The organism is Mangrovitalea sediminis, assembly GCF_002514725.1.
In the GTDB taxonomy this organism is placed as follows: Bacteria; Pseudomonadota; Gammaproteobacteria; order Pseudomonadales; family Oleiphilaceae; genus Mangrovitalea; species Mangrovitalea sediminis.
In genome coordinates this window covers 158,753-172,187 of sequence record NZ_NTLB01000004.1, presented here as the reverse complement: position 1 = coordinate 172,187, position 13,435 = coordinate 158,753, and the positions used below count along the sequence as shown (strand labels likewise).

13 protein-coding genes are annotated in these 13,435 nt (G+C 59.6%); 7 read left to right on the top strand and 6 right to left on the bottom strand.

The window, feature by feature from the left end:
• Positions 1–8: 8 nt before the first annotated feature.
• The 3 genes from CLR77_RS10710 to CLR77_RS10700 form a co-directional block, all read right to left on the bottom strand.
• Entirely contained in the window at positions 9–1,610 is a 1,602-nt protein-coding gene (locus CLR77_RS10710; protein ID WP_097460648.1) for a hypothetical protein, read from the bottom strand.
• Between the two features lie 63 nt (positions 1,611–1,673).
• On the bottom strand, positions 1,674–2,912 hold the full coding sequence (locus CLR77_RS10705) for an ATP-grasp domain-containing protein (RefSeq protein WP_097460647.1): 1,239 nt from the start codon (positions 2,910–2,912) through the stop codon (positions 1,674–1,676).
• On the bottom strand, positions 2,902–4,362 hold the full coding sequence (locus CLR77_RS10700; RefSeq protein ID WP_198962739.1) for a pyridoxal phosphate-dependent decarboxylase family protein: 1,461 nt from the start codon (positions 4,360–4,362) through the stop codon (positions 2,902–2,904). The genes CLR77_RS10705 and CLR77_RS10700 overlap by 11 nt, the downstream gene beginning before the upstream one ends.
• A 120-nt stretch (positions 4,363–4,482) precedes the next feature.
• On the opposite strand from CLR77_RS10700, the gene CLR77_RS10695 reads away from it, so the two are divergent.
• Positions 4,483–5,385 carry an alpha/beta fold hydrolase gene (locus CLR77_RS10695; RefSeq protein ID WP_198962738.1) on the top strand — a complete coding sequence of 301 codons (903 nt, stop codon included), beginning with the start codon at positions 4,483–4,485 and terminating at the stop codon, positions 5,383–5,385.
• Between the two features lie 4 nt (positions 5,386–5,389).
• Here CLR77_RS10695 and CLR77_RS10690 read toward each other — a convergent pair whose 3' ends face one another.
• Positions 5,390–6,295, bottom strand: coding sequence for a LysR family transcriptional regulator (locus CLR77_RS10690; protein WP_097460644.1), 906 nt, complete (start codon positions 6,293–6,295; stop codon positions 5,390–5,392).
• Positions 6,296–6,545: 250 nt separating this feature from the next.
• On the opposite strand from CLR77_RS10690, the gene CLR77_RS20010 reads away from it, so the two are divergent.
• The 5 genes from CLR77_RS20010 (at position 6,546) to CLR77_RS10670 (ending at position 11,555) form a co-directional block, all read left to right on the top strand.
• Positions 6,546–6,740, top strand: coding sequence for a hypothetical protein (locus tag CLR77_RS20010; RefSeq protein WP_143269400.1), 195 nt, complete (start codon positions 6,546–6,548; stop codon positions 6,738–6,740).
• Between the two features lie 144 nt (positions 6,741–6,884).
• Positions 6,885–7,985 (top strand): alkene reductase, encoded by a 1,101-nt coding sequence (locus CLR77_RS10685; protein ID WP_097460643.1) that lies wholly within the window; start codon positions 6,885–6,887, stop codon positions 7,983–7,985.
• Between the two features lie 31 nt (positions 7,986–8,016).
• On the top strand, positions 8,017–9,075 hold the full coding sequence (locus CLR77_RS10680; protein ID WP_097460642.1) for an NAD(P)-dependent alcohol dehydrogenase: 1,059 nt from the start codon (positions 8,017–8,019) through the stop codon (positions 9,073–9,075).
• A 202-nt stretch (positions 9,076–9,277) separates the two neighbouring features.
• Positions 9,278–10,861 carry an ABC-F family ATPase gene (locus CLR77_RS10675; RefSeq protein ID WP_097460641.1) on the top strand — a complete coding sequence of 528 codons (1,584 nt, stop codon included), beginning with the start codon at positions 9,278–9,280 and terminating at the stop codon, positions 10,859–10,861.
• A 55-nt stretch (positions 10,862–10,916) separates the two neighbouring features.
• Positions 10,917–11,555: a LysE family translocator gene (locus tag CLR77_RS10670; protein WP_097460640.1), complete on the top strand. Its 639-nt coding sequence runs from the start codon at positions 10,917–10,919 to the stop codon at positions 11,553–11,555.
• A gap of 77 nt (positions 11,556–11,632) precedes the next feature.
• Here CLR77_RS10670 and CLR77_RS10665 read toward each other — a convergent pair whose 3' ends face one another.
• A complete protein-coding gene (locus CLR77_RS10665; RefSeq protein ID WP_097460639.1) occupies positions 11,633–11,830 on the bottom strand; it encodes a hypothetical protein in 198 nt (65 codons plus the stop codon).
• A gap of 280 nt (positions 11,831–12,110) precedes the next feature.
• Between CLR77_RS10665 and CLR77_RS10660 the strand changes: the two genes are divergently transcribed.
• Positions 12,111–12,707, top strand: coding sequence for an ATP-dependent Clp protease proteolytic subunit (locus CLR77_RS10660; protein ID WP_097460991.1), 597 nt, complete (start codon positions 12,111–12,113; stop codon positions 12,705–12,707).
• Positions 12,708–12,752: 45 nt separating this feature from the next.
• Here the strand turns inward: CLR77_RS10660 and CLR77_RS10655 are convergent, their stop codons facing one another.
• Positions 12,753–13,241, bottom strand: a complete 489-nt coding sequence (locus CLR77_RS10655) for a Panacea domain-containing protein (RefSeq protein ID WP_097460638.1) — start codon at positions 13,239–13,241, stop codon at positions 12,753–12,755.
• Positions 13,242–13,435: the final 194 nt, after the last annotated feature.

Below are 13,435 nucleotides of genomic sequence, written 5' to 3'. Positions count from 1 at the left end.
CGGGGATTTCAGAGGTTACGTATCAGCCAGTCCGTCTTATCCAGCGCGATGAAGGCATCGTCTATCAATTGGCGAACGCCGGTGTCGCCCCGGCTGAGGGCGTCGACGATCAGTCGGGAACTCAGGCAGAGGCGCAGTGCGCCGATCGGCCGGCCTGCCTCGCTGCCGCAGTGTATAGGTTGGCCAAGCTGGACCCGTCTGTGCGTGCAAGGTGGGGTGTCGGTATTCCTTGGTTCTTGTGCAAGTTTTGTATAGATTCGCCGGGTTTCCTGCATATCCAGGGGACGTTGTCGTCCGCTTTCTGAGCGGATGAGCTTGAAGGTGAACATCGTGGGAAGGCGATCCCAGCACCTATCCGGGGCTATCGGTTGGCGGTCCGGAGGAGGGGGCATCACGGCCTCGAACGCGGCGTCGGTCTGAAGGCGTGTTTCGACGGCTTCGGCGAAGGCCTGCAGCAGGCTTTCTATACGGTCTCCCGGGAGGTTGCTGAAGGCGCGCAGTTCCTGCAGGGCCGCTTCCCAGCGCAACAGAAGGCCAAAATTGGCGACATCATCCATCGTGTATCGCCCTTGCCAGTGCTGCGGCCATTCTCCCCTGGCGCAGTAGTGCCTCAGCGAGGCCGGGAGAGGGTGCTCGGCGAACCGCTTACCCAGCGCGGCGGGAACCAGCAGGGCTCCGCTAAAGGTTGGGCCGGTCAGAAATTTGGAGCCGGTGATCGCGACCAGAAAATCCTCGCCCAGGTAGGCTCTCAGTGTGGCCGGTGCCAGGCGAAACTGGCAGGCATCGACCAGTACGGTGATATCGGTTGCCGGCCAGCGTTGACGGATATCGGTAATGCAGTGCGCGCTGGGGGCAATGAGGCCGCTCTTGGACAGGTCCGCCATCACCAGCAGGACATGAAATCCCGACCGGATGGCGTCCTCGACTCGGGCGACCACCTCTGCATCGACATCGGCGGCAAGACGGGGCCTGCCATTGGCGTCACGTAAGGAAATGCTGTCGACGACAGGGTGAAGCGGCGCGTTCAGCGGCGTGCCCTGTTGGACCGTCATGCCCAGCGCGGCTTGAGTGCTGAAGTGGCATCCCGATAGCGCCTGAGGGACGCCGCTTCCGGTTTCCGATGCCTCCACCATGACGGCGCGGACAGGCCGTTCGCTGATGTGAGCCGTCAGTTGTCCAGCGATCAGGTGCACATCGGTGCCGGAGGCGCCGAAGATAATATCGGTCTCGCCCAATCCCAGGAGCTGATGCAGTTCCCGGCGGATACGCTCGAGTTCGCGGTTGTAGGTTTCAGCGGGGGTCAGCAGTGCTTCATGGGCAATGCGTCGGCGCAGGTAATCGGCCGCGGTGAAGCCCTCTGCGGAAATGACAGACGCTGTCGATGAGCCGAATGCCAGTAGCGCCGGGTCGGGAAGGGGGGCGCAGCCATAGCGATTGGCGCCCGATTGGCGGTCGAGCTCGATACGTGGATCGCCGCCCGACACCAGCAGCTCAGGGGTGGATGGAAAGGCTTTTGGCATTAAAACCGCATTGGCCGTGCCCGCCAGTCTTTCGTGGTCCTTGTCACTCACATTGTCCTGCAGCGCCAGGGAGGGCGTGACTGCTTTCATCACCTTACCTGTTCGTGATGCGGGCGTTCGGGCTGGCGGCCGCTACCGCTATCCGTTTTCCCATCAGGCTTGCGCCGTCTGTAACCTTTTTTCGATCATGCTGCGGAAGGCGTCGAAGACCTTACGCATCTGCACTTTCTTGTAGGGGAAGTCGTCTGCGGGGTCCATCGCATGAACCACCATGGCACTGTCCGCCTCGAAAATCAGCAGCTGACCATCAGCGGTTTCCGCGCAGTCCAGCGCATAGTAGTCAAGCCCCAGCCGCCGTGTGATCTCGTCCAGCGCTGCCTGGTGCCGGGGGACGAAGTCGGTGTCGAAGTTCTCCATGAAGCGGGCTTCTTCCGCGCGCTTTTCTGCATCTTCCGCCATGCCTGCGTTCAGGTAGTGGATCATCCAGTGATCGGAGATGGCCATATGGGCGACGAAGGGCTGGCCATCGATGACCACCACGCGTGCCTTGCGATAGCGACCGTCCTGCTGGCGGTAGTCGACGAATCGGGAAACATAGAACTGATCCGTCGGAGACTGTTGCAGATAGGTTGCCAGGGCCGCGGGGTCGTCCGCCCGGTCCAGTCCCCGGCCGGCGTGGGAATCCACCGGTCGTACAATAATCGGGAAATCACCGTCGCTCAGCAGATCCTGGATCCGGGTCTCGCCCCGGGTGACAGCTTCCAGTGTGGACCGTTCCACACGAACGGAGAGCGGCATTATGACGCCCGGAATGCCGCTCAGCAGGTGACAGACATTGTCACGAGTCAGCTGCGAGATGCGAGCGGGTTGATTGATGACAGGTCGCGGCCACTCCTCGGCCAGATCAGCCAAGGAGGCCAGCAGTGCGCGGTTACGGTCGCATTGGGCCACGGCTATCATCAGTATGTCGTGATCAGGAACACCGGGCGGGACGGGTAACTCCGGCGCCAGGTAAAGCATGTCCAGGGCAATGTCGGAATCTTCGGTCAGGAACTCCAGCGGCGTGTTCCACATGACTTCGCCGGGCCCTTTGATGGCCAGCAGACGTGGACCGCCGGGCTGGCTTGCAGGGATCTGATAGAACTGCTGCAACGATAACGCCTGGGACTGAATCGCCAGCCCTGTCTCGGGGTCGCCGCGCATCTGTAGCACGATGGACAGGTCCATCAGGGCATTGGCGTCGGCGGGGTTATTTTGTGCGCGGTTCAGCAGTTCGGCGCCGACCGGTCCCAGGTCTTCGCCGAGAAAGGCGCGAGTCATCAGGTTTGCCAAGCCGAGATGAGGCGGCAGCTCGGGCGTTGTCGTCGTATTGTCAGGCGTCTCAGCAGTCATGCGTGGTCTCTGTGTCCGAAAATTGAGTCAGTTTGGCGCCAAGCGCCAGCGTCGCCTCCAGCAAGTTGTCGATGTCGCCGGTGTTGGTTCTGTGATTGACAATAGCTGCCCGAATGGCAATTCGTCCATTCAGGGTTGTCGTCGAGGGCGCCGCAACACCGGATTCCTGAAGCGCGACCGCCAGGGCCCGGTTCAGGTTGTCCATATCTTCGCCTCGATAGCGGAAGCACACGACATTGAGTGATACCGGCGCCAGGAGTTCCAGTTTCGGCTCATTTTCCACGCGTTCAGCCAGATAGCGGGCAAGGTCGCAGGTGTTGGCAATCATCTCGCCAAGCTGGCGGGTACCATACACCTTCAACGTGAACCAAGCCTTAAGGGCCCTGAAACCACGTGACAGATCCGGGCCGAAATCGCAGGGCCAGGGAGAGCCTGCCGCCAGTCCCTGAGATTCCCGCGACAGGTAGGCGGCGGGAGTGGTGAAGGTGCGCCGATGCTGTTCGCCGTCACGGATCAGGATAAAGCCCGCGTCGTAGGGCACCTGTCCCCATTTATGAAAGTCGAAGGCAATGGAGTCGGCTCGTTCGATGCCCTTGAATCGTGGCGCCAGTGACGGAGCGAGGACTCCTAGCGCACCGAAGGCGCCATCGACGTGGAACCACAGTTTTTCCTGTCGGGCGATATCGGCCAGGGTTTCCAGGTCGTCGATTGCGCCCGTATCGACAGTGCCGGCGGTACCGACCAGGTAAAAGGGGACCAGCCCGCGTGCCCGGTCCTCGCCAATGGCCCGCCTGAGTCGCTGGGTGTCGAGGCGTTGCTGCGCATCGAGAGGTATCCGGCGCAGGGCGTCGGTGCCGAGGCCGCAGAAGTCCATGGCCTTGGAGATGCAGCTATGCGCCGCTTCGGAGGCATAGGCGACCAGTTTGCGCCCGGCAGCATCGATGCCGTTCTGGCGAACGTCTTCGCCGAGCGTCGCCGTTCGAGCGACCAGCAAGCTGATCAGGTTCGCCATGGACGTGCCGGTTACGAAGATGCCGCTGGCGCTGTCCGGAAACCCGAACAGTTCCCGCACCCACTGCAGGACCTGGCGTTCCACCTCGATGGGCATCTGGTCACGGCCGCCAAGGTTGGCGTTGAGGCCTCCGGCCAGCATCTCCGCAAGCATCCCCACTGGCGTACCGCCACCGTGCACCCAGCCCATGAAGCCGGGATGCGCGTTGCCCACTGAATAGGGCAGGATCGCATGCATGAAGGTGTTATGGGCATCCTCGAGTGAAGATGGAGGCACAGGCAGGGGCGCGCGAAGCTGCTCGCGCACCGTATCCGGTATCGGTTGCCAGACCGGACGTTCCCGGATCTGCGCCAGATAGTCGATCATATCGTCGAGCATCCGGTGCGCCTGTCCACGAAAGGCGTCCCAGTCGGTGGGATCCAGACTCTTTGTTGTCACACGGGCCTCTATAGTCGTTGGGCGGTACCTCGGCATCCTTGTCCGGCTCTCCCCATAGAATAAGGGTTCTCTGGCATAAGGATACACCGCGCTATCCAGTGTGTTGCAAGAAACGGACCCATGTCGTTCGAGCGCCATTTGCGGCGATCCGGGTATCTGGCCGCCCACATCTCTGTGGCAAGCGGTTGCCGCCAGGGTGTCCTGTTGAGTAATCTTCACCGCTGCTCACCTTTACAACTTCTCACTGTCCAGGATGTTGCCGTGCCCTTTCTGACGCTCGCCCCTCACCTCCAGATTCACTACACCCAATTCGCCGGTGCCACCGATAAACCCTGGCTGGTGCTGTTGCACGAAGGGTTGGGCAGTATTGCTCAATGGCGCGACTATCCTCAGCGACTGAACGAACGAACCGGTTGTCCGGTACTGGTCTACGATCGTCAGGGGTATGGCCAATCGTCGCCCATGGACCGGGAGCGGACGATTCATTATCTGCACCAGGCGGCGCTGACCGAGTTGCCTGCCGTTCTGGATAAGCTGATTCCGGATCAGGATTATTGGGTGATCGGGCATTCCGATGGGGGTTCCATTGCGCTACTGCATGCCGCCGAGAAAAATCCCCGTTTACGCGGTGCGATTACCGAAGCCGCCCACGTCTTTATCGAGCCCGAAACCCTGGCGGGTATCCGTGTGGCCGATGAGGCTTACGCAGCCGGCAAACTCAAGAACCTGACGCGCTATCACGGCGACAAGACCGATTGGGTGTTTCACTCCTGGGCCAGAACCTGGCTGAGCCAGCCGTTTCAGCCCTGGAATATCGAATATGTGTTGCCGTCCATCGACGTCCCCATGCTTGTGATGCAGGGGCGGGAAGACCAGTATGCCACCGAGGCACAGGTGACCGCGATCGTTACGCAATCACCCCGGGCAGAGGCGGCGATTATCGACCACTGCGGTCACACTCCCCACCGCGAGCAGACGGATATCGTGCTGGCGCAAATGAGTGATTTCATCGCCCGCTCATAACCTCCTAATAGGGCGCGGTATCGATCTGATCCCGCGCCGCCAGCAAGTGGTCGCGGACAAAAGCGACACGCGGGTGGCGTAATGCGCTCTTGTTCCAGGCCAGGTAAAGCGTTTTCTCCGGTCCGCTTGCCGGCGGCAGCAGCGCAACCATCTGCCCTTTGTTGAGACTTCTCTGACAGAAGTAGTCCGGCAGTACCGACCAGCCGGCGCCGGCGCGGACGAATTCATCGACGATTCGCAGGTCTGGTGCTGTGGTCTGTGCCCGCCAGACAGGGGACACGCCAAACTGGCTCTGGAAAAACTCGCGGATCAGCGGCAACTCCTCGTCGTAGGCAATCGCTGGAAACGCTTCCAGGGTCTCGCGGGTGATCTTGCGGCTGAGGATACGGCGGGCCATATCCGGCGCGGCGACCAGCACCAGACGCTCGCGGGCGAACTCCTCGAAGGCGACATCCGGACTGTTCGAGACCGAGGCGGTGATGGCCAGGTCAACGGCGCCTTCGCGAAGGAGTGCATGCAGGGTTTCCCGACCTCCGGTCTGGATGCGGAACGAAATCCCTTCTGCCATCAGCGGCGCGAGCAGCGGGGCAATATGGGACGCCGTCAGCACGGCCGGGCCAGCCAGGTGAAGGGTGCCGCGGATATCCATGGAGTGCGCCTTCATTGCTTCCAGGCTACCTTCCAGTTCATCGAGATGGATGGCGATCGAGCGGGCCAGTTCGTCGGCAATGGGCGTTGGGGTCATGCCCCGAGCCTGGCGGCTGAAGAGCGACTTTCCAAGGGTCGTTTCGAGCGCCCGTACATGCGCTGAGGCGGCCGGCTGCGTCATGCCGAGACGTTGTGCGGCGCGAGATAGCGATCCGCTGCGATAGGTTTCCAAGAAGGTGCGGAGCTGGATCAGGTGGCTCATGGCGGAATCTCTGTATAGTCGACCTATAATAAATATTATGGTTGATGGTACAAAAAATAAGTATTTCAACCAGTCATCCGTCCTCTAGAATCCTGCCTGCAATCGAGCAGGTAAGGTTTTGCCTGCGAGACCGGTATGCTCCCGCGTCTCCATGGGCCCCGCATTCATCGGCGTTTTCCAACATCACACCGCGGCATCTGGTGGCCGATGTGGGGGTTGCCCTGGACCTCTGAAAACGGTGTGTTTCGGCATGGCGAAGATAGTGGGATCCGCTGCATCATGCGCCGGTCAGTTGCCGGTCAGTTGCCGGTCAGTTGCCGGTCAGTTGCCGGTTGGTTGTATCGGGCGGGTTTTCCTGGATGTCGGTGTTATTGCCTCTCTGGACAGTTATGTTACCGATGAGCGCCTGCCCCGGGGGCGACATGAGGTATCGCGTTGTGATTGATATGAGCTCACTCAAGGAGCCGTTAGCCTGACACGCTCCCCTTCTGCTCGCGCCCATCCTGCCAGAGGCGCGGGCTTTTTTTATTTTCAGGACGTATCGCCGTAGGCCAACCCGGTGATGCCCATCGCTACCAAGGAGTAAACCATGACACAAGCACAAGGTCTGTTGTTCGAGTCGTTCCAACTGGGCGCCATGACACTTCGGAACCGGATGGTGATGGCCCCCCTGACTCGAAACCGTGCCGGCGCTGGTCTGGCACCGACCGAACTGGCCGTCGACTATTACGCTCAGCGGGCGACCGCAGGGTTGATCATTGCTGAAGCGACACAGATCCGCCCGGACGGCCAGGGCTATATCAATACGCCCGGTATCTACAGTGAGGCGCAGGTCGCGGCCTGGAAAAACGTTACCGATGCGGTTCATGCCAAGGGCGGCCGGATCGTGCTGCAACTGTGGCATGTGGGGCGAATTTCCCATGTGTCGCTGCAGGAGAACGGCCAGAGGCCCGTGGCGCCCTCAGCTATCCAGGCCAAGGCACAGACCTTCGTCGCCGAGGGCATGGTCGATGTGTCCGAACCCCGCGCCCTGGAACTGGACGAAATTCCGACCCTGATCGAGGATTACAGAAAATCGGCCCTGAATGCCGTGCGAGCGGGCTTCGATGCGGTGGAAGTCCACGCCGCCAACGGCTATCTGCTGGATGAGTTCCTCCGCGACGGTGCCAATCAGCGCACCGACGCCTATGGGGGGTCCATCGAAAACCGTGCGCGCCTGTTGCTGGAAGTGATGCAGGCCTGTTGTGACGCCATTGGTGCCGACAAAGTTGGCGTGCGCCTGTCGCCGGTGTCGCCCTTCAACGATTTGAAGGACAGCCATCCTCAGCCGCTGTTCAATTATGTCGTCGAAGCGCTGAATACGTTGAGTCCGTTGTATATTCACGTGATCGAAGGGGCTACCGGTGGCGACCGGAAGGTCGATCCGACCTTCGACTTCCGGGCGTTGCGAGACCGTTTCCACGGCGTTTACATGGCCAACAATGGCTATGATAAGGCGTCGGCCGAAGCTGCCTTGAAGGACGATGCGGCGGATCTGGTCGCTTTCGGTCGCCCCTTCATTGCCAACCCGGATCTTGTTCGCCGGTATGCACTGGACGCGCCGCTCAATGAGCTTAACCCGGCAACCCTTTACGGTGGCGGGGCGGAAGGCTACACCGATTATCCCGCGCTGGACGAGCAGGGCGCTTAACGCCCGGGTTATCAGATACGAGGAGCACTCTATGTCGAAGTACCACGCATTTGCCGCGCAGTCCGCAACGTCGGGCCTGGCGCCTTTGCAGATCGAACGACGGGCGCCGCGTCCGGACGATGTCGCCATCGATATTCTGTACTGCGGTGTCTGCCATACCGACATCCACTTTGCCGAGAATGACTGGGGGCGCACCACCTATCCGGTGGTGCCGGGCCATGAGATTGTCGGCAAGGTTACCGCTGTCGGGAGTGACGTTACACGGTTTAAGGTGGGCGACAGGGTTGGCGTGGGTTGTATGGTTGACTCATGCCGCCAGTGCAAGGCCTGCGATTCCGGCCTCGAGCAGTTTTGCGAAAGTGGTTTCGTGTCGACCTATAACGGTCGCGACCGTCACGACCAAAGCCAGACCTTCGGCGGATATTCCGAAGCCGTGGTGGTGAGCGAGCGTTTTGTCGTACGCGTGCCGGATGCCCTGGAACTGCCGGCTGCGGCGCCGATTCTGTGTGCCGGTATCACCACCTATTCGCCGCTCAAGCACTTCGGGGTAAAGGCCGGCCACAAGGTGGGCGTGGTCGGTATGGGCGGTTTAGGCCATATGGGCGTGAAGTTCGCCAAGGCGCTGGGCGCCGAAGTGACGCTCTTCACCCGCTCTGAAGGCAAGCGGGAAGAGGCTCAGCGGCAGGGTGCCGACCATGTGATTATTTCCACCGATCCTGAACAGATGGCCGCCGCGGCCGGCAGCCTCGATTTCCTGCTCGACACCATTCCGGTGCCGCATGATCTTAATCCCTATCTGGAGACGCTGACCTACGACGGTGTGCACATCCTGGTCGGGCTGATTGAACCGATTGACCCCACCCTGAACGCGGCCAATCTGGTCCGCAAACGCCGCGTCCTGGCCGGCTCGCTGATCGGCGGTATGCCGGAAACCCAGGAAGTTCTCGACTTCTGCGCCGAGCACGGCATCCGGTGTGATATCGAAATGCTCGATATCCACAACATCAACGAAGCCTATGAGCGGATGAAGCGGAGCGACGTGAAATATCGTTTCGTGATCGACATGGCGACGTTGAAGAGCACCGGATAACTGGTTCTGGCAGGAACTTGGATCGAGGCCGGACTTCGAGTCGCGAGGTCCGGCCTGATTCACTCCCGTTAAAGGTGACGCCCACCTCCCACAAATGCGATAATCGCGCACGATTGACAGGTTGCCGCCCGCCCACTCGCTTGCCAAAGTGACTCGCTCGGTCTGCAGTACCCTTATTCCCTCGCTTCTATCTGGATTTTTCGTGATTTCGACCGCAAACATCACCATGCAGTTTGGCGCCAAGCCGTTATTCGAAAACGTCAGCGTCAAGTTCAACAACCACAACCGGTACGGCCTGATCGGTGCCAATGGCTGTGGTAAATCCACGTTTATGAAAATCCTTGGAGGCGACCTGGAGCCTTCATCAGGGCAGGTGATGGTCGAACAGAACGTTCGCCTCGGTAAGCTGCGGCAGGACCAGTTCGCCTTTGAGGAATACAGTGTCATCGACACTGTGATCATGGGACATTCCGAACTGTCGCGGATCAAGCTGGAGCGCGACCGCATCTACGCCAAGCCGGAGATGAGCGACGAAGACGGTATCGAAGTGGCGCACCTGGAAGTGCAGTTTGCCGAGTACGATGGCTATACCGCCGAGGCACGTGCCGGTGAGTTACTGCTGGGGTTGGGTATTCCGCTCGAGCAGCACTGGGGTCCCATGAGCGCCGTCGCGCCAGGCTGGAAATTGCGGGTGTTGCTGGCGCAGGCGTTGTTCTCGGATCCGGATGTCCTGCTGCTCGACGAGCCGACCAACCACCTGGATATCGATACCATTCGCTGGCTGGAGACGATCCTCAATCAGCGTAACAGCACCATGATCATCATTTCCCACGATCGCCATTTCCTGAACAGTGTCTGCACACATATGGCGGACATGGATTATGGCGAGCTGCGGGTCTATCCCGGCAACTACGACGATTACATGCGAGCGTCGACGGAGGCTCGGGAACGGGTCCAGAACGAAAATGCCAAGAAGAAGGCGCAGATTGCCGAGCTGCAGGCGTTCGTCTCGCGCTTTTCCGCGAATGCGTCGAAATCTGCCCAGGCGACCTCCCGGGCCCGGCAGATCAAGAAAATCGAATTGGTCGAGGTCAAGCCGTCCAGCCGCGTCAGCCCTTTTATCCGCTTTGAGCAGGAGAAAAAGCTGCACCGCCAGGCGGTCACGCTGGAAAATATCAGTTTTTCCTATGGCGAAGAGCCGCTGATCAAGCGTTTCAGCGCTCAGATCGATGCCGGCGAGCGGGTTGCTATCATCGGTCCTAACGGTATCGGCAAGACCTCCTTGCTGCGCTGTTTGATGGGCGAGCTGACCTTGGATGCAGGCAGCGTCAAGTGGACCGACAGCGCCCAAATCAGCTATTTTGCCCAGGACCATGCACGGGACTTCGCGGCCGATGCCACGCTCTATGAGTGGATGGCACAGTGGACTCAGGGCGGTGAGATGCTGATCCGCGGTACGCTTGGCCGTATGCTGTTTTCCAATGATGAGATTCAGAAGTCGGTGAAGGTGCTGTCCGGCGGTGAGCAGGGGCGTATGCTGTTCGGCAAGATGGTCCTGCAGAAAGCCAATGTCATGCTGATGGACGAGCCGACCAACCACCTCGATATGGAATCGATCGAAGCGCTGAACCTGGCGCTGGAAAACTATCCGGGTACCCTGATTTTTGTCAGTCACGACCGGGAATTCGTTTCGTCCCTGGCAACCCGTATCATCGATATGCAGCCGGGTCGAATTGTCGATTTCAGCGGCAACTACGAAGACTATCTGCGTAGCCAGGGGTATTGAGGGCGCACGTCTCGGGGCTTTGCTGAAGGTTCACTACGAGTTTGGAGATTATCGGATGATTCCTCTCGATCAGTGGCTCCTGTTTGGCGGTGCAGCCTTGCTGATGGTGCTGACACCGGGGCCGAATATGATTTACCTGATATCGCGTTCCATCTGTCAGGGGCGCGCGGCGGGGGTCATGTCACTGTTCGGTGTGGTGGCGGCGTTCGTGGTGCATATGCTGGCGGCGGCGTTGGGGCTGACGGCCCTGTTCGTGGCAATTCCGGTGGCGTACGACCTGGTGAAATGGGCCGGGGCGCTTTATCTGTTGTATCTCGCCTGGCAAGCGCTCAGGCCTGGCGCCCGCTCGCCGTTCGAGCCCCGGGTGTTGCCGGAGCAGCCCCCGCGGAAACTGATGATGATGGGGTTCCTGACCAGTCTGCTTAACCCCAAAATTGCCGTTTTCTACCTGTCCATCTTCCCGCAGTTCATCTCGCCGCAACACGGATCTGTGCTTGCCCAGAGCCTGATTCTCGGCGCCACGCAAATCACGATCAGTTTCATCGTCAACCTGATGATCGCTCTGTCGGCGGCAGGTATCGCCGGGTGGTTTGGGCGCAATCCCCGCTGGCTGGCGGCGCAGCGTTATGTCATGGGTTCGGTATTGGCCGGACTGGCGGTGCGGCTTGCCATCGATCATCGCCAGCGGGCCTGAGTGCGCAGTCTCTCGACGATGAGCCATAAAAAAGCCCTCACGAAGAGGGCTCTCTGAAGCTTGGAACATTGGACATATCAGGCGTAGGTATTGATCCGTCCGCCGGTTTCCCCTTCCGCTGCCTGTGCCGCCTTGGATTCGCCGGCCTCTTCGGATTTCTGGGTAGTGGTTGGGGCTGTATTCGTCGTATTTGACTGCACCTGCTGGCGTGATTGACTGGATGCCAGCTGCAGGTACTGCTGTGCCAACGCCGATGAGGAAGATCCTACATTCATCGCGTGACTCCTCTGCCGATGAGTTTGGCCCGCCCCTCATGTTGAAAAGGAACACGAATGGGCTAGCTTATCCAGATACGCCTTTTCGGGCTTCTGGATTTTTTCAGTATGGCGTATTTCCCTTAGTTTTGCCTTAACGCTGATCATTAAATCGCCGCTGACATAGGCGCAGTTATTGAATGGAATACCGTCCTATGAAAGGCTTGGCTTTTCTTTGGCGTTCGACATGGCCATTATCGGGGCCCAAGGCGTTTGCCTCCCCATTATCAAGGAATCGATCATGACCTTCAGACTTGCGACAAAAGCAGAAGAACCGGCTCCGCAGACCGAAAACAGCCGGTTGGAAGACCAACTGGCATTCAAATCGCGTACCGTGCTGGTGTTCGGCGAAATCAACGATAAGAAGGCCTATGAGGTTTGCCGGCGCCTGCTGGCGCTCTCCGAGGAATCGGACGAGCCGATCACCATGATCATCTCGTCGCCTGGCGGCCACGTGGAATCCGGCGATGCCATCCACGACATGATGCGCTTTATCCGCGCGCCAGTGACAGTCGTCGGTGCCGGTTGGGTCGGTAGTGCAGCCGCACACATTTTCCTGTCGCCGCCGAAAGAGCGCCGCGTGTGCCTGCCCAACACCCGTTTCCTGATCCATCAGCCGGCAGGCGGTGCCGGTGGTCAGGCGTCTGACCTGGCGATCCAGGCAGAGCAGATTCTGAAGGCTCGCGAACGGATTGCCCGTGTGATTGCCTCTCAGACAGGACAGCCTTACGAGAAGGTGGCCAAAGATATCGAAAGGGACTTTTGGATGAACGCGGAAGAGGCCATTGCGTACGGCATCATCTCCCGGATCATAGAGCGTCAGACCGATCTGGCATAGTCCTCTTTTCGCGCTTCCCGGGCGTCCTGCCGGGAAGCGCGAAGGTCAAATCTGCGACACGCGCTTGTAATAGGCGTAAATCACCTCATCGGGAATATCCCGGCTGCTGGTTTCCTCCGGTGACAGTCCAACACGGGCCAGGCGCCAGGGGTCTTCGTGCTGCAGCATTTCCTCCAGTTCCAGCGTGGTCATGTCCCCATAGATGTTCAGGATATTGTCCAGGTGTTCGCGTTCGGAGACTGACAGGATCGTCAGAGGCTCGGCCGGATCGCTAAACCAGCGGTCGGCTATGGTGATGGGGGAGTAAAAGCTGGATCGTCCCCTGAAACGGTTGTGAATGGTGCGATTGACCGGTCCGAACTTCCAGGCTTCGAATCCCTCGCTCAGAAGCGGCGTGTGGCTGTGAAAGGCGAGATGCCAGGCGTGGGCGATGTAGAGGAGACGCTGCAATTTCACCACATTGAGGAAGAGCCCCTCTTCCTCCATGAACAGGATGATGTAATCGCATACCGCATAAAGCTTGCTGGGTTCCATGGCTGCACCCTGTGGCCTGTTATCCAGTAAGGTCCCTCCGTACTGCTCTCCTATGGTTTCCGCGCATGCCCGCCTGACCGTCGTTGAGGCACGAGCCGACGCAGAGACCTTCTCAAATTAACGGGAGTGGCTGTGACGATATGCTGACATGGATCAAAAATCCATGTTTTGTCATCTGTTAGAGGTGGTTTTTG